The 15,692-nt window shown below is 63.9% G+C and carries 13 protein-coding genes; 4 read left to right on the forward strand and 9 right to left on the reverse strand.

Annotation, left to right across the window (positions count from 1 at the left end):
• Positions 1-126: 126 nt before the first annotated feature.
• From V7116_RS21815 to V7116_RS21855, 9 genes are all read right to left on the reverse strand, one after another.
• Positions 127-1,422, reverse strand: a complete 1,296-nt coding sequence (locus V7116_RS21815) for an ABC transporter substrate-binding protein (RefSeq protein ID WP_324394099.1) — start codon at positions 1,420-1,422, stop codon at positions 127-129.
• A gap of 171 nt (positions 1,423-1,593) precedes the next feature.
• Positions 1,594-4,446 carry a beta-phosphoglucomutase gene (gene pgmB / locus V7116_RS21820; protein WP_324394100.1) on the reverse strand — a complete coding sequence of 951 codons (2,853 nt, stop codon included), beginning with the start codon at positions 4,444-4,446 and terminating at the stop codon, positions 1,594-1,596.
• Positions 4,443-5,486: a LacI family DNA-binding transcriptional regulator gene (locus V7116_RS21825; RefSeq protein ID WP_324394101.1), complete on the reverse strand. Its 1,044-nt coding sequence runs from the start codon at positions 5,484-5,486 to the stop codon at positions 4,443-4,445. Before V7116_RS21825 ends, pgmB begins: the two co-directional genes overlap by 4 nt.
• A gap of 251 nt (positions 5,487-5,737) precedes the next feature.
• Positions 5,738-6,901, reverse strand: a complete 1,164-nt coding sequence (locus V7116_RS21830) for a SpoIIE family protein phosphatase (RefSeq protein WP_324394102.1) — start codon at positions 6,899-6,901, stop codon at positions 5,738-5,740.
• 1 nt (position 6,902) lies between these two features.
• Entirely contained in the window at positions 6,903-7,412 is a 510-nt protein-coding gene (locus tag V7116_RS21835) for a PAS domain-containing protein (protein WP_324394103.1), read from the reverse strand.
• Positions 7,413-7,457: 45 nt separating this feature from the next.
• Positions 7,458-7,727, reverse strand: coding sequence for a (2Fe-2S) ferredoxin domain-containing protein (locus V7116_RS21840; protein ID WP_324394104.1), 270 nt, complete (start codon positions 7,725-7,727; stop codon positions 7,458-7,460).
• A gap of 319 nt (positions 7,728-8,046) precedes the next feature.
• Positions 8,047-9,768 carry an NADH-dependent [FeFe] hydrogenase, group A6 gene (locus V7116_RS21845; protein ID WP_324394105.1) on the reverse strand — a complete coding sequence of 574 codons (1,722 nt, stop codon included), beginning with the start codon at positions 9,766-9,768 and terminating at the stop codon, positions 8,047-8,049.
• A gap of 11 nt (positions 9,769-9,779) precedes the next feature.
• The gene (nuoF, locus tag V7116_RS21850; RefSeq protein ID WP_324394106.1) at positions 9,780-11,660 is read right to left on the reverse strand and encodes an NADH-quinone oxidoreductase subunit NuoF; all 1,881 of its coding nucleotides are present in this window, start codon (positions 11,658-11,660) and stop codon (positions 9,780-9,782) included.
• A complete protein-coding gene (locus V7116_RS21855) occupies positions 11,647-12,204 on the reverse strand; it encodes an NADH-quinone oxidoreductase subunit NuoE family protein (protein WP_324394107.1) in 558 nt (185 codons plus the stop codon). Before V7116_RS21855 ends, nuoF begins: the two co-directional genes overlap by 14 nt.
• Before the next feature lie 526 nt (positions 12,205-12,730).
• Here V7116_RS21855 and V7116_RS21860 point away from each other — a divergent pair.
• From V7116_RS21860 to V7116_RS21875, 4 genes are all read left to right on the forward strand, one after another.
• Complete coding sequence (locus V7116_RS21860; protein ID WP_324394108.1) at positions 12,731-13,774, forward strand: ABC transporter substrate-binding protein; 1,044 nt, start codon at positions 12,731-12,733, stop codon at positions 13,772-13,774.
• Between the two features lie 6 nt (positions 13,775-13,780).
• Entirely contained in the window at positions 13,781-14,602 is an 822-nt protein-coding gene (locus tag V7116_RS21865; RefSeq protein ID WP_324394109.1) for an ABC transporter permease, read from the forward strand.
• Positions 14,603-14,625: 23 nt separating this feature from the next.
• The gene (locus V7116_RS21870) at positions 14,626-15,309 is read left to right on the forward strand and encodes an ABC transporter ATP-binding protein (protein ID WP_324394110.1); all 684 of its coding nucleotides are present in this window, start codon (positions 14,626-14,628) and stop codon (positions 15,307-15,309) included.
• Positions 15,310-15,430: 121 nt separating this feature from the next.
• A partial coding sequence (locus V7116_RS21875; RefSeq protein WP_324394111.1) for a VOC family protein occupies positions 15,431-15,692 on the forward strand: 262 nt, incomplete at its 3' end.

The raw sequence follows: 15,692 nt of genomic DNA on the forward strand, positions 1-15,692 counted from the left end.
TGGCCATACCTCAACTCTATCGTTCCTTTGCGCTATTTAACAAACACGCTCTAATGACTAACCACTGCTTTTCTAGCAGTAGGGCGGGCCTTGCGACCCGCCCCACGTTCGAAACTCAATCCGGTTTTACCCGTTCTTCTCGTCCAGGCAGGCCTGTGCTTCCGCGACTGCCGCATCCATCGCGTCCTGAACCGGTACGTCGCTCAGGAACACTTCTTCCAGATGCGCTTTGAACGGCGTATCGACGCATTCCGCAAAGTACGGGCTGTAGGAGTCGGGGATCGGCTGGACGTTTTCCAGGTCCGCCACGATCGGGCCTTCGTACTCGTCTTCCGTCAGGCCCTGGGCTTCCGCGATCGACTGGACGGCGGTCAGCGCGTAGTCCGCGAAGGCTTCCGCACCGTCACCCGCCGCGATGTACTTCATGAACGTCCACGCGGCGTCCTTGTTCTCGCTCGCGGAGTTCATCGCAAAGCCGGACCAGCACAGCGTGTTGCCCTTGCCGACCGGACCCGCAGGCAGACCCATCGTGCCGAAGTTGAAGCCGTCGATCGCCAGGTAATCCTTCATGGGCCAGTGGCCGGTCCACAGCATCGCCACCTGGCCGCTGGTGAACAGGTCCACGCCCGCGAATGCCGCGACGTCTTCGTTCGTCGGGGCGACCTTTTCCTTCAGGAACAGGTCCACGTACCACTGAATCGTGTTCACGGTCGCTTCGCTGTTCATGTACCCGTCAACGGTCGTGCCGTCTTCGCTGATGATCGTGGTGCCGTTCTGGATCATGAGCGGGAAGATACCGCGCGTCCAGAGCCAGTCGCCCCAGCCGTCGGGGAGCTGGATGCCCCACTGATCGTCACCGGTCAGCGCCTGGGCAGCGCTCAGCAGATCGTCCCAGGTCCAGTCCGCGTTCGGATACTCAACACCGGCGGCGTCGAACATGTCCTTGTTGTAGTACAGCACGAGCGAGCTGTAGTCTTTGGTCAGCAGGTAGGTCTCGCCGTTGATCTGGCCGAACGACGCCAGACCGGGCAGGAAGACGTTCATGTCCAGCGGATCGTCGCCGTTGATGTACGAATCGAGCGGCTCGACGATGCCTTCGCCCACGAAGCGGGCCACGTCACCGTCACCCACCTGATAGACGTCCGGGGCCGTACCCGCGGCGATGTCGGCCAGCAGCTTGGTGCCATATTCCTGCGGAACAGGCTCCAGGTTCACGTCGATGTCGGGATACGCTTCTTCGAACGAGGCAATCGCCTTATCCCACGGTTCCAGCGCGTCGCCGCTTTCCCAGGTTGTCACGCGGATCGAAGTCTTATCCTGCGCCTGCGCGGCGGGCGTATGGAAGATCGCCACGTTCGCCGCGAAGCCCAGAACCATCACCGTGATGGTCAGGACAAACAGCAGTTTCCTACGGTTAGACATCTGTGCATCTCCTTATGTAAGTCTTCTAAACTGCAGGCGGGATGCGTTCGGGGGGCAAATCGGGTATAGTTGCCAGCCGAGACGCACCAGCGTCTTACTTCTGCTGTGTGCCGCGTATGTCTTTGCGAGGGAGATACGCGGCGCGTTTTTAATGGTGCCGTGCGATAAGCCTCACGCGCTTATACCGTCACCTCCTTTGCGAATATCTATCCGTTCCTTCTCCCCGTGAATGCGAACGTTAAAAGCCAGCCGCGTCCAATGCGACGGCAAACGAGGATTCAAAGTCACGCCTTGCGCGCCCAGCCGCAGCCCCGCGAAGCCGAAGACCAGCGCCTGCCAGATCCCACCCGCCGATGCCGCGTGAATGCCGTCCCCGGCGTTTCCGCGCACGTCGTAGAGATCCGCCTTCGCCGCGAGCATGAAATGCCCGTACGCCTCGTCGGGCTTGTCCATCTCGCAGGCGGCCCAGGCGTGGAAGCTCGGCCCCAACGACGATCCGTACTGGTGGTCGGTGATGGGCATGTACGTGTCCCAGTTGGTCTGCCACGTCTTCGCGTCGTACTCGTCGCGCAGCAGGCACAGCAGCATGATCGCGTCCGCCTGCTTGAGCACCTGGCTGGCGTTGGCGCCCTCGATGCCCAGCACCACCTGCATCGATTTGTCCGTGGCGGCGATCACCGCCGGGTCGATGCGCTCGCGCGCGAAAAAGCCGTCGAACTGGAGCAGCAATCCCGTGTCGGGATCGTGGTGGATGATGATGTGCTCGATCACGTCCTGCCAGTGCGCCAACCGTGCCGCCGACAGGTCAAGATCCTCGCGCAGCGCGGCGGCTTTCTCCGGCGCGTGCGCGTCGAGCCAGTCCAGCGTGGCGAAGGCCAGTTGAAGATGCCACTGCGCCATGCGGTTGGTGTACACGTTGTTATCGACGTGATCGTGATACTCGTCCGGCCCGATCACATCGCGCAGCGCGTAGCGGCGCTGGCCGGACTCGTCCGTTTCCGGCTCGGCGCGGTCGCCCCAGAAGCACGCCCCGCTGAGGATCATCTCCGCGCCATAGTCGCGCAGGAAGGCGTCGTCGCCGGTCGCCTGCCAGTACTGGTGGATGGCGTAGGCCACGTCCGACGTAATGTGAATTTCGATATCCCCGGTCCAGATGCGGACCAGCCCCTGCCCGTCGAACGACGGCACCCAGCGCGGCGTCACTTCGTCGCCGGTCGCGGCGCTCTCCCACGCGTACTGCGCCCCGCTGTAACCGTTCGCGGCGGCCTTATTCCGCGCGCCCGGCAGCGTGTGATAGCGGTACATCAGCATGTTGCGCGCCATTTCGGGCTGCGTGAACATGAAAAACGGCAGGATGAAAATTTCCGTGTCCCAGAAGACGTGCCCCCGGTAGCCCAGCCCGCTCAGCGACTTGGCCCCCATGCTCACGAATTCGTCGTGCTGCGGCGCGGCGCTCAGCAGTTGGAACAGGTAGAACCGCACCGCGATCTGCGCCTCGTCGTCGCCTTCGATGATCACGTCGCACTCGTCCCACAGGTCCGCCCACGCCGCGATCTGCGCCGCGCGCAGGTCGTCATACGTCTGCCCGTCCAGCGCCGCCAGCGCCCGCGCGACCGGATCTCCGTCCGCGCCGGGATCGCGGCTGGTGGCATAGCTCACCAGCTTGTCGATCTGCACCGTTTGCGCCGCGCCCAGATCGTGCCCCACCGCGAGGCGCGGCTGACCGGGACACGAATGCGGCACCGCGTCGCCCGCCGTGCCCGTGACGACTGCCGCCGCCGCGAGCGTCAGCCCGCTGTGGCGCGTCTCGCTGCGCAGCCACACTGCGCCGTCCGTCACACCCTGATCCGCGTGCCGCCAGTGCAGCAGATCATCATTGGCGACGTGGCCGTTGATGCCCGTCTCCACCTCGATCCGGCACGGCTGGTTCACGGCGGTGATCAGCACCCGCATCGCACCAATGTGCTCCCGCGCGTAGCTGGCGAAGCGCTCGAACGTCAGATCGAGCACCGCGCCGGACGGCGACTGCCAGCGTACGTCGCGCCGCAAGATGCCCCGCCGCAGGTCCATGTGCCGCCGGAAGTCCAGCACCTGCCCCCAATCCAGCCGGAAGCGCTCGCCATCCACGATGAGATCGAAGTCCAGCCAGTTCGGCAGGTTCGCCAGCTCCGTCATGCTGATCGGCATGTCGTCGAAGACGCCGTGCGCCAGCGTCAGCGCGTGATCGTTCGGGTAGCCTTCCTCGAAGCTGCCCCGGCTGCAAAAATAGCCGCTCCCGGCGGTGAACACCGTTTCCATGTGCCGCTGCGTCGCGGGATCGAAATCGTCCTGCGCCAGCGTCCAGCCCTCTTCCCAGGCGCGGATCGACTGAATCTCGTCCAGCGTCACGCCCTTCAAATCGTCGCGCCGCGCGAACGATCCGCGCCGCTGCGCGATTTCCGCGAAGCGGTCCGCCGGGCCGAGCGCCAGACACGCCATGCCCGCCGCCAACCCCGCCTCGATCCCGGCGGCGGCGTCTTCCACCACCAGACAGTCAGCGGGCGGGTAGTTCAACAGCGCCGCCGCGCTGCGGAACAGGTCCGGCGCGGGCTTCTGCCGTGCGACGGTCGAGCTGTCCGTCAGCACCGTGATCCGGTCCAGAATGCCCAACCGCTCGCAAACCGTCTGCGCGTTGCGGCTGGCGGAGGCAATCGCGCACGGCACGCCCGCCGCGCGGAGCTGGTCGAGCAGGTCAGCCACGCCCGGCAGCAGGTCGTCCGGTGTGATCTGCCCCAGCATCTCGACGTAATAGCCGTTCTTGCGGTCCATCATCTGCTGCGCTTCCGGCTCGGTGACCGGTTTGCCCTTCAGCAGCAGCCGCAGCGATTCCCGGCGCGAGACGCCGCGCAGCGCCTCGTTATCCTGCCGGGTAAAGATGATGCCCTCTTCATCGGCCAGCCGTTTCCAGGCCAGGAAGTGATATTCGGCGGTGTCGGTGATGACGCCATCCAGATCGAAGATGACGGCCTTGATGCACGTGTTCATTCAGTGTCCTCGGGCGAGTAAGGTTGGGTGGATTCACGGATGACCAGTTTGGGTGTCAGCAGCACCTGCTGCGTTTCCACGTCTTCATTTTTGAGCAGGCTGATCAGCATCTGGACCACGCGCTGCCCCACGTCCCAGACCGGCTGCTGGAGCGTGGTCAGGCCGGGACGGAAGTAGCGCACCACCGGCACGTTGTCGAACCCGGTCACGGCGATGTCGTGCCCGACGCGCAGGCCGCGCTCCTGCACCGCGCTGATCGTTCCCAGCGCGATCAGATCGTGCATGGTGACGATGGCGGTTGGGCGGCGGTCCAGCGGCAGATCGAGCAGTTGGGGCGTCGCGCCGTACCCGAAGTCGTATTCCGTCTCGCCGCGCACGATCCACGCCGGATCGATCGGCAGCCCGGCTTCTTCCATGGCCTGCAAATAGCCCGACAGGCGCTCCGTACCCACACGCGAGGTCTCCGGCCAGCACAGGATCGCGATCCGTTCGTGGCCCAGGTCCATCAGGTGACGCGCGGCCAGATAAATGCCCGCCTGCCCGTCCACGTCCACGTACGGGAAGGCGTGGTCGCTGTCCGTGCGCCCAAAGGCCACCAGCGGCACGTTGAGCCGGTTCAGGGCAGGCACGCGCGGATCGTAGTATTCGAGGCCGGAGAGGATGAAGCCATCCACGCGGCCCGTCAGCACCAGTTCCTGGTAGATCTCGACCAGATCCTGCCCCTGGCGCTGCGGGAACAGCAGGATGTGATAGCCGAGTTCTTCGGCGGCTTCGACGACGCTTTGCTGGAACTCTTCGAGCACGGGGTTGAAGTAGTAGTGGCGGTCGGGCTGCCAGGAGTAGCCCAGAAGGTAGCTGGATTGGGTGCGCAGGTTGCGCGCGGCGACGTTGGGGCGGTAGTCGAGTTCTTCGACGGCGGCGTAGATCCGGTCCCGCACTTCAGGCGTGACGCGCTTCTGACCGCTCAACACCTTCGACACGGTCTGGTAGCTGACGCCAGCCCTGCGAGCGACGTCCTTTAACGTAACTTTTTTGGACATCGTGCCTTCAAAACCCCAATTCTAAATAGGGCGAACGTTCGCCTAAAAATCATCATAGATGAGTTTGCACCGCTTGTCAAGCAACATTAATACTCGTGTGGCGGCGTATTTACACTTTCAAGAATCCGGTAATGGGGGAGAACCGAGCGCGGCAGGATCCTGCGTTCGCGGATCGCGCGCCCTCGTGGTTGCCCCTCTCCAACACATGTTGGAGAGGGGATACAGGGGGTGAGGTCAGTTTTGCGTTTCGCTCAGCAGAACTCGATGCGCACTTCTTTGTTGCGCTCCTGGAGGAACTGGGCCGTTTCCAGCACCAGATTCTTCCGCAGCGACAGATTCTGCGGCAGCATAGGATTCTGGTAGAACTCGTTGATCTTCTGCCCCACCAGGAAGAATACCGAGTCCGCTTGAAGCAGTTCGCGGGCCAGCATCACCGCGCCGTTTTTATCGCGCGAGAGCCGCGCCTCGTCGCCGTTCGCCTCGCGCATCACTTCCAGCGCGCGGTACATGGTGATGATGCCCTCCGTCAGCAGGTCGATCTCGCTCAGGTAGCCGATCGGCGGCACGGTTTCGCGCAGCGTCGAAAGATCCACCTCGATCACCTCGCCCAGCGAGCGCTCCATGATCGATCCGGTCGTGCCGCCGCACACCACGCGCCGCCCGTCGAAGTCGAGCACGCGCTGCGCAATGGCCTCGTCCTGTTCGGGGTCCAGCGGCGGCCCGGTGAACACGATCAGGCTGTGGCGCTTGCGGGCGCACAGGCCCACGAACGTCGCGTCGTCCCCGATCAGGCTCCCGTACAGCGAGCGCGTCTTGTTGACCAGCCCCTGTACCACCGGCTTCGAGCGCGACGGGTAGCGCGCCACGAGCTGTTCCAGGTGGCCCGCCACGTTGTCCCAGCCCCACCCGAAGTTCCAGATGTTGCCCGCCCCGGCGTGCAGGATGCCATCCGAGATGATGCCCAAAAAGTCGCCGCGTTCCAGCACGCCCTCGGCGGTGGTGATCTGCTTGCCGAGAACCGTTTCCGGCACGCGGTTCAAATCGAGCCGTTTCCCGCCCCGGAAGAAAAACGTGGGCGGATTATCGAAGTTGATGATCTTGAACGCGTTCGTGGCGTGATCGATTTCGAGCGCGGTGAACGTAGCGTAGGCGATCTTACGCTCCTGACACACCGGCAGCGTGCCCAGCACCGTGCTCATGACTTCCTTGAGCGGCACGTCGGCGCGCAGCATCGTCAGGATGATCTCGGAGGTCAGCGTCGCCAGGATGTTGGCCTTCACGCCGCTGCCCAGCCCGTCCGATACCACGGCGATGGTCTTGCTGTCGGTCTTATACACCTTGACTTGATCGCCGCACAGTTCTTCGCCGGATTTGTTCAGGCTGGCCTGCCAGATGTCGAGAAAACAACCTTCCATCTCACACAGTTCCCTGTTCGATCATTTGCAGCAGCTTCAGCATGCTGACCTTCGTCTCGGCGGTCGTTTCGCCCAGCAGCCCCGCGATCTCCTGCGCGACCTTCATCTGGTTATCGACCACTTCGTTGATCTGCTTGACCGTCTCGCGCTTCAGGCGTTGAAGCTCCTCGCGCTGCTGCTGCTCGTGCGTCAGATCGACCATGATGCACGCGATGATCTGCTGGTCGCGGATCGGGAACAGCACCTTGCGCACGTACAGCCCGTGCTGCGCGTAGTGGTGCTCGCGCGAGGGCACGACCTCGTTGCGCTGCCACGCGCGCCGGAACTCGTCCACGTCGTCCAGGATCTGCTTGGCGGGCTGGTCGAGGATCGCGTCCGCCTCCACGCCGAACATCCGGCAAAACGCCGGGTTGACGATCTGGACGTTCATGTCCTTGTCCAGCACGATCAGCCCGTTCGGGTCGTAATCCCACAGCAGTTCCCACAGGCTTTTGCGTTGTGTTCCGCTCATCGTCCGCTCCACTACATCACCATCCGGCGCGCCGGGGTCCGGCGCTTACGGCAGGGCGATCTGCCGCAAACGCGGCGCGATCTCGTCGTTGAATTTTTGGTCCAGGTTTTCCGGCCTCACGCGCGTGATAATTTCGTCGCCCACCTTCAGCGCCACGCCGTCCACGCACGGCCCCAGGCAAAACGCCCCTTTGAGTTCGACCTGCTCGGCCAGCCCGCTGCTGACCAGCAGCTCTTCCAGCGCGAACCGGATCTTATACGCGCCGTACTGGTGGCACGCCGATCCCACGCACAGGTACAAAATGGTTTTTTGCATCCCAATCGCCTATTTTTGACGGGCACTCCGCCGTGGGTGTCCGCTGACCGCACGAAAATGTCTGAACGCTAAAAAGACGGGGAGGGTCATCTACCGGCCCGTCGCGCACCATCATTTTAATCCCGAACCGGCTCGCCGGGCCGGACGTGTGTAGGGAATAGGGCAAGCCCTACCCGGCTGTGCTGATCACAGGCGTGGCAAGCCCCGCCCCTACGAAAATCAGAGTCGTCTACCGTGCCGCTGATTGCCGAACTGGGCGTAAAGGGGGCGTATCGCAATACGCCCCTACACCGCTTTTGGCTAACTGCTAGCCGCTGCCCTAGTGCGTGACGTGCAGCAGCTCGTGCGCCTTTTCACCGCCCGGCTCGCCCAGGAAGTCCTGGTACAGCCGCTGGACCGCCGGATTCTTGTGCGACTTACGCACCTTCTGCCACCCGTCGATCATGTACAGGCCCTTGATGCGCTGCTCGATCACTTCGACGCGGTCGTGGCTGTACGGCTGGCCGCCGCCGTTCACGCACCCGCCGGGGCACGCCATGATCTCGATCACATCGTACTTCGACGTCCCGGCCTCGATCTTTTCCAGGATCTTGCGCGCGTTGCCCAAGCCCGACGCCGCCGCGACGTTGATCGTGCGCCCGTTGAGCGTGATGCTCGCCTCGCGCACGCCCGCCATTCCACGGACGGCGGTGAAGTTCACGTCTTCCAGGTCGTTGCCGGTGACTTCTTCATACAACGTGCGCAGCGCCGCTTCGAGCACGCCGCCCGTCGCGCCAAAGATCACGCCCGCGCCCGTCGATTCGCCCAGCGGATCGTCAAAGGTTTCGTCGGGCATGTAGCGCAGGTCGATGCCGCTTTCCTTGAGCATCTTCGCCAGCTCGCGTGTGGTGATCACGTAGTCCACGTCGCGCAGATCGCCGTGCCGGTGCTCCGGCAGGTCGGCTTCGTACTTCTTGGCGATGCACGGCATCACCGACACCATCACCAGATCTTCCGGCGCGATGCCCATCTTGTCCGCGTAGTACGACTTGCTGACCGCGCCCGTCATCTGCTGCGGCGACTTGCACGAGGACGGCATATATTCCAGGTTCGGGAACTGGTACTTCAGGAAGTTGATCCAGCCGGGGCAGCACGACGTCAGGATCGGCAGGTTTTCGTTCTTCGTGACGCGCTCGATGATCTCGTGCGCCTCTTCGACCACGGTCAGGTCCGCGCCAAAGGTCGTATCGAACACGGCGTTGAAGCCCATGCGCCGCAGTCCGGCGACCAGCTTACCCGTCACCGGCTGGCCCGCTGGCAGCCCGAATTCCTCACCGATGGCGACACGCACCGCCGGAGCGATCTGCACCACGACCTTCTTGGTCGGGTCGAACAGCGCGTTCCACGTCTCGTTGATGTAGCCCACGCCCGTCAGCGCCGCCGTCGGGCAGACGCTCACGCACTGGCCGCAGTACACGCAGCTCGAATCCACCACCGGCTGCATTTCCGCCGGAGCGACGACGGTGTTGAACCCGCGCCCGAACGCCGTCAGCGCGCCAACCGTCTGGACCTCGTTGCACATCGTCTCGCAGCGGCGGCACATGATGCACTTGCTCGGATCGCGCTTCAGCGCGCCGCTGGTCTTGTCGATCGGGAAGACGGCACGCTCGCCGTGCGGGTACGCCTGCGCGTTGACGCCGAACTCCCACGCGAGACTTTGCAGCTCGCAGTCCGTCGATTTGGCGCAGATCAGGCAGTCCATCGGGTGATTGGACAGCATCAGCTGCAGCAGCTTGCGCCGCGCCGACAGCACGCGCCTGGAATTGGTCGTGACGCGCATCCCTTCCGAGACGGGCGTCGCGCACGACGGCGCGAGGTTGCGCCGCCCCTGGACTTCCACCACGCACACACGGCACGACGCCACGTGATTGTCCAGCTTGAGCGTGCCCAGATTGAGGTGGCACAGGGTTGGGATGCGGATATTCGTCTGCCGTGCGGCGTCCAGAATCGTCGTTCCTTCGGGGACGCTCACCGACTGGTTATCAATGATCAAGTTCACCATGTTGGGACCCCTCAGTTATTGATGATTGCTTTGAACTTGCACTTGGTCATACACGCGCCGCACTTGATGCACACCGACTGGTCGATCGTGTGCACCTGCTTGACCGCGCCCGTGATCGCCCCCACCGGGCAGACGCGCGCGCAGGCCGTACAGCCGATGCACTTTTCGTCCACCACGGAGTATTGCAGCAGCTTCTGGCACTGGCCCGCCGGGCAGCGATGCTCCTTGACGTGCGCCACGTACTCGTCCCAGAAGTACTTCATGGTGCTCAGCACCGGGTTGGGCGCGCTCTGGCCCAGCCCGCACAGCGCCGTGTCGCAGATCGTTTCCGAAAGCTCGCGCAGTTCTTCGAGGTCTTTCTCGGTTCCGCGCCCCTCGGTGATGTCGGTCAGAATTTCGTGCAGCCGCTTCGTCCCCACGCGGCACGGCAGGCACCGCCCGCACGATTCATCGACCGTGAATTCCAGGTAGTACTTGGCGAAGTTCACCATGCACGTCTGGTCGCTGACGACGATCATGCCGCCGGACCCCATCATCGAGCCGATGGCCGTCAGCGACTCGTAATCGATCGGCGTGTCGAGGAACTGCACCGGGATGCACCCGCCCGACGGACCGCCCGTCTGCACGGCCTTGTATTCGCCGCCGTCCTTGATGCCGCCGCCGATCTCGTAGATGATCTCGCGCAGCGTCGTGCCCATCGGCACTTCCACCAGCCCGACGTTGTTCACCTGCCCGGCCAGCGCGAAGACCTTCGTGCCCTTCGATTTTTCCGTGCCGATCGCGCTGTACCACTCCGCGCCGCGCGTGAAGATCACCGGCACGTTCGCCAGCGATTCCACGTTGTTGACGATGGTCGGCTTGCCCCACAGGCCGCTTTGCGCCGGGAACGGCGGTTTGGTGCTCGGTTCGCCGCGCTCGCCCTGCAAGGAATGGATCAAGGCCGTTTCTTCACCGCAGACGAACGCGCCCGCGCCCAGCCGGATGTCGATGTCGAAGTCGAAGCCGGACCCCATAATGTTTTTGCCGATCAGCCCAAGCTCGCGCGCCTGTTCCAGCGCGATCTTCAGGCGCTCGACCGCCAGCGGATACTCGGCGCGGATGTACACGTAGCCCTGGTGCGCGCCGATCGCGTAGCCCGCGATCGCCATGCCTTCGATCACGGTGTGCGAGTCGCCTTCCATGATCGAGCGATCCATGAACGCGCCGGGGTCGCCCTCGTCCGCGTTGCAGATCACGAACTTTTCGTCCGATTCGTAGCCGCGCGCAAACGACCACTTCTGCCCGGTCGAGAAGCCCGCGCCGCCGCGCCCGCGCAGCCCGGAGCGCTTCATCTCGTCGATCACCATCTCCGGCGTCATCTCGGCCAGCACTTTACCCAGGCCCTGATAGCCTTCCACGGCGATATATTCGCGGATGTCTTCGGGATTGATCAGCCCCGAATGGCGCAGGGCGATGCGCTGCTGCGGCTTGTAGAACGGGATGTCGTGCTGGGCCGCGACGCGCTGCTTGTGCGCCGGGTCCTGGTACATCAGCCGCTCCACCGGACGGTCGTCCATGATGTGCGACTCGAAGATCTCGTCCACGTCGTCCGGCGTCACCTCGACGTAAAACACGTCGTCGGGGTAGATCTTGACGATCGGGCCTTTTTCGCAGAAGCCGAAGCAGCCCGACATCGACACGTGAATCGTGTCTCCCAGGCCGCGATCCTCGACCATCTGCTTGAAGTTGGCGACGATCTGCTGGCTCTCCGAGGCGTGGCAGCCCGTGCCGCCGCAGACCAGGATCGCGCGCTCCGACGTCGGCACGTCCTGCCCGTTCAGGCGGATGCTCAGCAGGGGCCGGAACTGCTCGTAAGCGTCCAGCAACTGGGCATAGGACCTAATCTTTGGCATGATCGGCCTCCTTCGTGATGCTGGCTTCGACCAGATACTGCTCCAGGATATCCTTCACTTTGCCGGGCTGGACCTTGCCGTAGACCCGGTCGTTGACCGTCACGACCGGCGCAAGGCCGCACGCGCCGACGCAGCGCAGGCATTCCAGCGAAAACGAGCCGTCCTCGCTGACCTCGCCCGCCTTGATGTTGAGCGTGCGCTCGAACTCCTGCAAAACCTTCTCCGCCCCGTTGACGTAGCACGCCGTACCGAGGCACACGCTGATCTGCACGCCGCCCTTGGGGGTGGTCGTGAAATAGTTATAGAAGCTGATCACGCCCGAAACGTCCGCATGCGGGATGCTGTACCGCTGGGCGATGTGGCGCTGCACTTCTTCCGGCAGGTAGCCAAAAATACCTTGCGCTTTGTGCAGCGTTTGGATGAGTGTTTCTTTGCGACGTGGGTTGTTGGGAGCGATGTGCAGGGCGTCGATGTAAGCATCAAGCTCAGCATAGCACTCGGGCGCTAGCGTTTTCCCTGAATGGTCGCAGTTAGGACAAGTCATTCGATCCTCTCCGAACTTAAGAGCGAACATGGATGCGCTGGTGACTGCTGTCTCAAAGCGGGCTCGGCGTGAAGACGTGTAACTACGGGCACGTCGGGGTCCATGAGAGTCTGCCGCGCTGTGACCCTGCCTGTTCCCAGCAAACGGGTCGAATTATATGTTGTGAAATATTTCTCAAATAGTTCAAGATGTAATGCCTATTGGCGGGCATATGTCACTATGTTGGGGATTTGGCGGGTCCTATAATTACCCTGGCCCTGTGGCGAAAGATATGCCGCCGCTTAAACCATGCGCCGCACGTGCCGCAAAAAACGTTCAACCTTTGCACACCGCGCGGGCCTGCCGGTCACACGCCCGACAACTTTTTTTGAAGCGTCCCTGAATAAAGGTTTTGAAGGCCCTTGAGCAATCCTGGTGCACCTGCACCCGCACAACCGGAAAGGCGGCGATCCGCCTGTTCCGCGCGGAGGGCCGGGGACGTGGCTCGAATCGTTGGGCGTTTTACTTTCGTGACAAGGGGACTCGCATGCTCGCACACCACATCAAACGCCTGTTTTGGCTGCTGTGCCTCGTCGCCGCGCTTGGCGCGGGACTGCCCGCCACCCATACCGCCGCGCAGCCGGACACGCTCGACAAGCTCGTGCTGGTCGGCCCGCCCGGCCCACTCTCGATCCCGCTGGCCTATCTCGTCGCCAACGACAGGCTGAGCGACGTGGCCGACGAGGTCGAGCTGGTGCTGTGGGAAGACCAGAACCAGCTTCGCGCGCTCGTCGCCGGGAACGACGCGGACTTCATCACCATGCCGTCCAACAATGCGGCCATCTTCTACAACAACGACCTGGACGTACAGCTTCTGGACATCGCGGTCTGGAACGCGGCGTTTGGCGTCAGCGCGGACACATCGATCACCACCCTGGCCGACGCCGAAGGCATGCGCGTCGTGATCCCGTTCGAAGGCAGCGTGCCGGACCTGATCTTCCAGCACGTCGCCGCCGCCAACGGCCTCGACCCGCGCACAAACTTCGCCGTGCAGTACACCACCAACCCCCAGCAGGCCGCGCAGATGATCATCGCCGGGCAGGCCGATCTCGCCATCCTGCCCGAACCGCTGGCAACCTCAGTCGTGCTGAACACCAAAGAGTCCGACACCCCGCTGACCCGCGTCTTCGCCCTCTCCGATGACTGGGCCGCCGCGATGGACGGCACGGACACGGACGCGATCAAGACGCCTATCGCGGGCACGGTCGCGCTGCCGCGCATCCAGGATCGCCCGGACGTGATCGACGCGTTCCTGCGCGAGTACGCCCTGGCCGTCGAATGGACCATCGAGAATCCACAGGAAGCGGGCCAGATGGCCGAGGAAGAACTACCCGATCTCGGCTTCAAGGCCGGGCCGACCGCGCAGTCGCTGCAAAATGTGCTGTGGCAGGACATGCCCGCTGCCGAGGCCCGCGAGGACGTGGAAGCCTTCTTCACGGCGCTGATGGACCTCTCGCCGGACGTGATCGGCGGCGACCTGCCCGATGACGGGTTCTACTACGTCCCCGAATCGGGCGAAAACGGCAGCTAATCCGCCATGCGTTTGCTGACCTTCCAGTCCAGCCTGCCCGCCGAAGCCGCTTCCCGCCCGGCGGTAACGCTGTCGGTCCGCGCCCGCGCGCTGTGGAGCCTGGGAGGCGTCGCCCTGATGCTGCTGGCATGGCAGGTGCTGGCAGCCCATACGCACGCCGCGTTGGTCGCTTCGCCCGTCGCGACGTGGGACGCCCTGCGCGGGCTGGTCGCCAGCGGCGAGCTGTGGGCCGAGCTGGCGATCACGCTGCGGCGGCTGCTGGCGGCGCTGGCCCTCAGCAGCGCGCTGGGCTTCGGCCTGGGGGTGATCGCGGGCTTCAGCCTGAACGCGCGCGCCTTTCTGGAGCCGGTGCGCTGGGTGATCATGACCCTGCCCACCATCTTCATCGCCGTGATGGGGCTGCTCTGGTTCGGCATGGGCAGCACGCAGGTGATCTTCCTGGTCACCGTCATCGTGACGCCCGTCATTTACATCAACACGCTCTACGGCTTCGACACCCTCGACCACCAATTGATCGAGATGGCTCGCCTCTACCGGTTTTCGCGCCGGCAGATGTTCACCGAGATCTACCTGCCCGGCATCGGCTTCAGCGTGATCACCGGACTGACGCTAGCCGCCGGGATCGGCGTGCGGGCCGTGGTCATCGCGGAGCTGTTGGGCGCGTTCGACGGCGTGGGGCACAGCTTCAACCGCGCCTGGACCTTCCTCAACACGCCGGAAATGTTCGCCTGGATCGCGGCCAGCCTCGTCTTGATGGCCGGGCTGGAATTTGCGCTGCTCAACCCGGTGCGCCGGGCTTTAACCCGTTGGAAACGTGAGCCGATTTGATGGGTTCTCAAGCTCTCTCCCCCATGATCCGCTTTGAACGCGTCAGCAAGTCATTCGACGCGCGGCCCGTGCTCGATCACATCTCGCTGACCGTGAACCGGGGCGAAGTCGTCGGGCTGGTCGGCGCGTCAGGCGCGGGCAAAACCACACTGCTGCGCCTCGCCGCCGGGCTGACCCACGCCGATGCCGGGCGGGTCACGCTCGACTCGGCCCGCCTCTCGTACGTGTTCCAGGAGCCGCGCCTGCTGCCCTGGCGCACCGCCGCCGACAACATCGCCGCGGCCATGTACGCGGCGGGCATCCCGACTTCAGAGGCGCGGGAAGCCGCCCTCGAATGGCTGTATAAGGTCGGGCTGGGCGGCTTCGAGGGCTATTACCCGGCCCATCTCAGCGGCGGCATGCAGCAGCGGGTCGCACTGGCGCGGGCTTTCAGCATCCACCCCGACATCCTGCTGCTGGACGAGCCGTTCAGCAGCCTGGACGACAGCACCCGGCGCGAGCTGCTCGGCATCCTGCGCCAGCTCATCCGCGAAACCGGCTGCACCGTGCTCTACGTCACCCACACCCTGCCGGAACTGCTCAGCTTCGCCACGCGCATCCTGCGGCTGAAGCCGCCTGCCGTGCTCGAAGAGGTCGATCTGGACGACCGCCAGAGCCTGCTGGCGGAGGCCCTGCGCGCATTCGAGCTGCCCCCGGAACCGGCGTAAGGCTGGCGGGTGCGCGGTACGGCGCGGTGCTGCTATGATCGTCAAAGGCAGGTAAAACGGCAGATTTACGGGTTAAACGCAGGTTAAATTTTGGACCACAGCGGGAAGGGAAAAAGCACTTATGACGTTACAGCTTGATCATGCCGTGATCGCGGTGCACGACCTGGACACCGCCGCGAACGATTACCGCGCGCTCGGCTTCACCGTGAAGCGCGGCGGGGTGCACGCCAACCGCGCCACACATAACGCCCTGATCGTGTTCGGGGACGGGACATACCTGGAACTGCTGGCGGCCACGGGCGACGCACCGCTGCCCGGCGTGATCGACTTCGGCGCGCTGTTGGGCGCGGGCGAGGGTTTGCGCGGGTTCGCGCTGCGCTCCG

Source organism: Aggregatilinea sp., assembly GCF_036822615.1.
Lineage (GTDB): Bacteria > Chloroflexota > Anaerolineae > Aggregatilineales > Aggregatilineaceae > Aggregatilinea.

What these genes read in the sequence shown, in the direction of transcription:
- V7116_RS21815 (WP_324394099.1), bottom strand. Translation starts at nt 1,422, where the DNA reads ATGTCTAACCGTAGGAAACTGCTGTTTGTCCTGACCATCACGGTGATG.
- pgmB (WP_324394100.1), bottom strand. Translation starts at nt 4,446, where the DNA reads ATGAACACGTGCATCAAGGCCGTCATCTTCGATCTGGATGGCGTCATC.
- V7116_RS21825 (WP_324394101.1), bottom strand. Translation starts at nt 5,486, where the DNA reads ATGTCCAAAAAAGTTACGTTAAAGGACGTCGCTCGCAGGGCTGGCGTC.
- V7116_RS21830 (WP_324394102.1), bottom strand. Translation starts at nt 6,901, where the DNA reads ATGGAAGGTTGTTTTCTCGACATCTGGCAGGCCAGCCTGAACAAATCC.
- V7116_RS21835 (WP_324394103.1), bottom strand. Translation starts at nt 7,412, where the DNA reads ATGAGCGGAACACAACGCAAAAGCCTGTGGGAACTGCTGTGGGATTAC.
- V7116_RS21840 (WP_324394104.1), bottom strand. Translation starts at nt 7,727, where the DNA reads ATGCAAAAAACCATTTTGTACCTGTGCGTGGGATCGGCGTGCCACCAG.
- V7116_RS21845 (WP_324394105.1), bottom strand. Translation starts at nt 9,768, where the DNA reads ATGGTGAACTTGATCATTGATAACCAGTCGGTGAGCGTCCCCGAAGGA.
- nuoF (WP_324394106.1), bottom strand. Translation starts at nt 11,660, where the DNA reads ATGCCAAAGATTAGGTCCTATGCCCAGTTGCTGGACGCTTACGAGCAG.
- V7116_RS21855 (WP_324394107.1), bottom strand. Translation starts at nt 12,204, where the DNA reads ATGACTTGTCCTAACTGCGACCATTCAGGGAAAACGCTAGCGCCCGAG.
- V7116_RS21860 (WP_324394108.1), top strand. Translation starts at nt 12,731, where the DNA reads ATGCTCGCACACCACATCAAACGCCTGTTTTGGCTGCTGTGCCTCGTC.
- V7116_RS21865 (WP_324394109.1), top strand. Translation starts at nt 13,781, where the DNA reads ATGCGTTTGCTGACCTTCCAGTCCAGCCTGCCCGCCGAAGCCGCTTCC.
- V7116_RS21870 (WP_324394110.1), top strand. Translation starts at nt 14,626, where the DNA reads ATGATCCGCTTTGAACGCGTCAGCAAGTCATTCGACGCGCGGCCCGTG.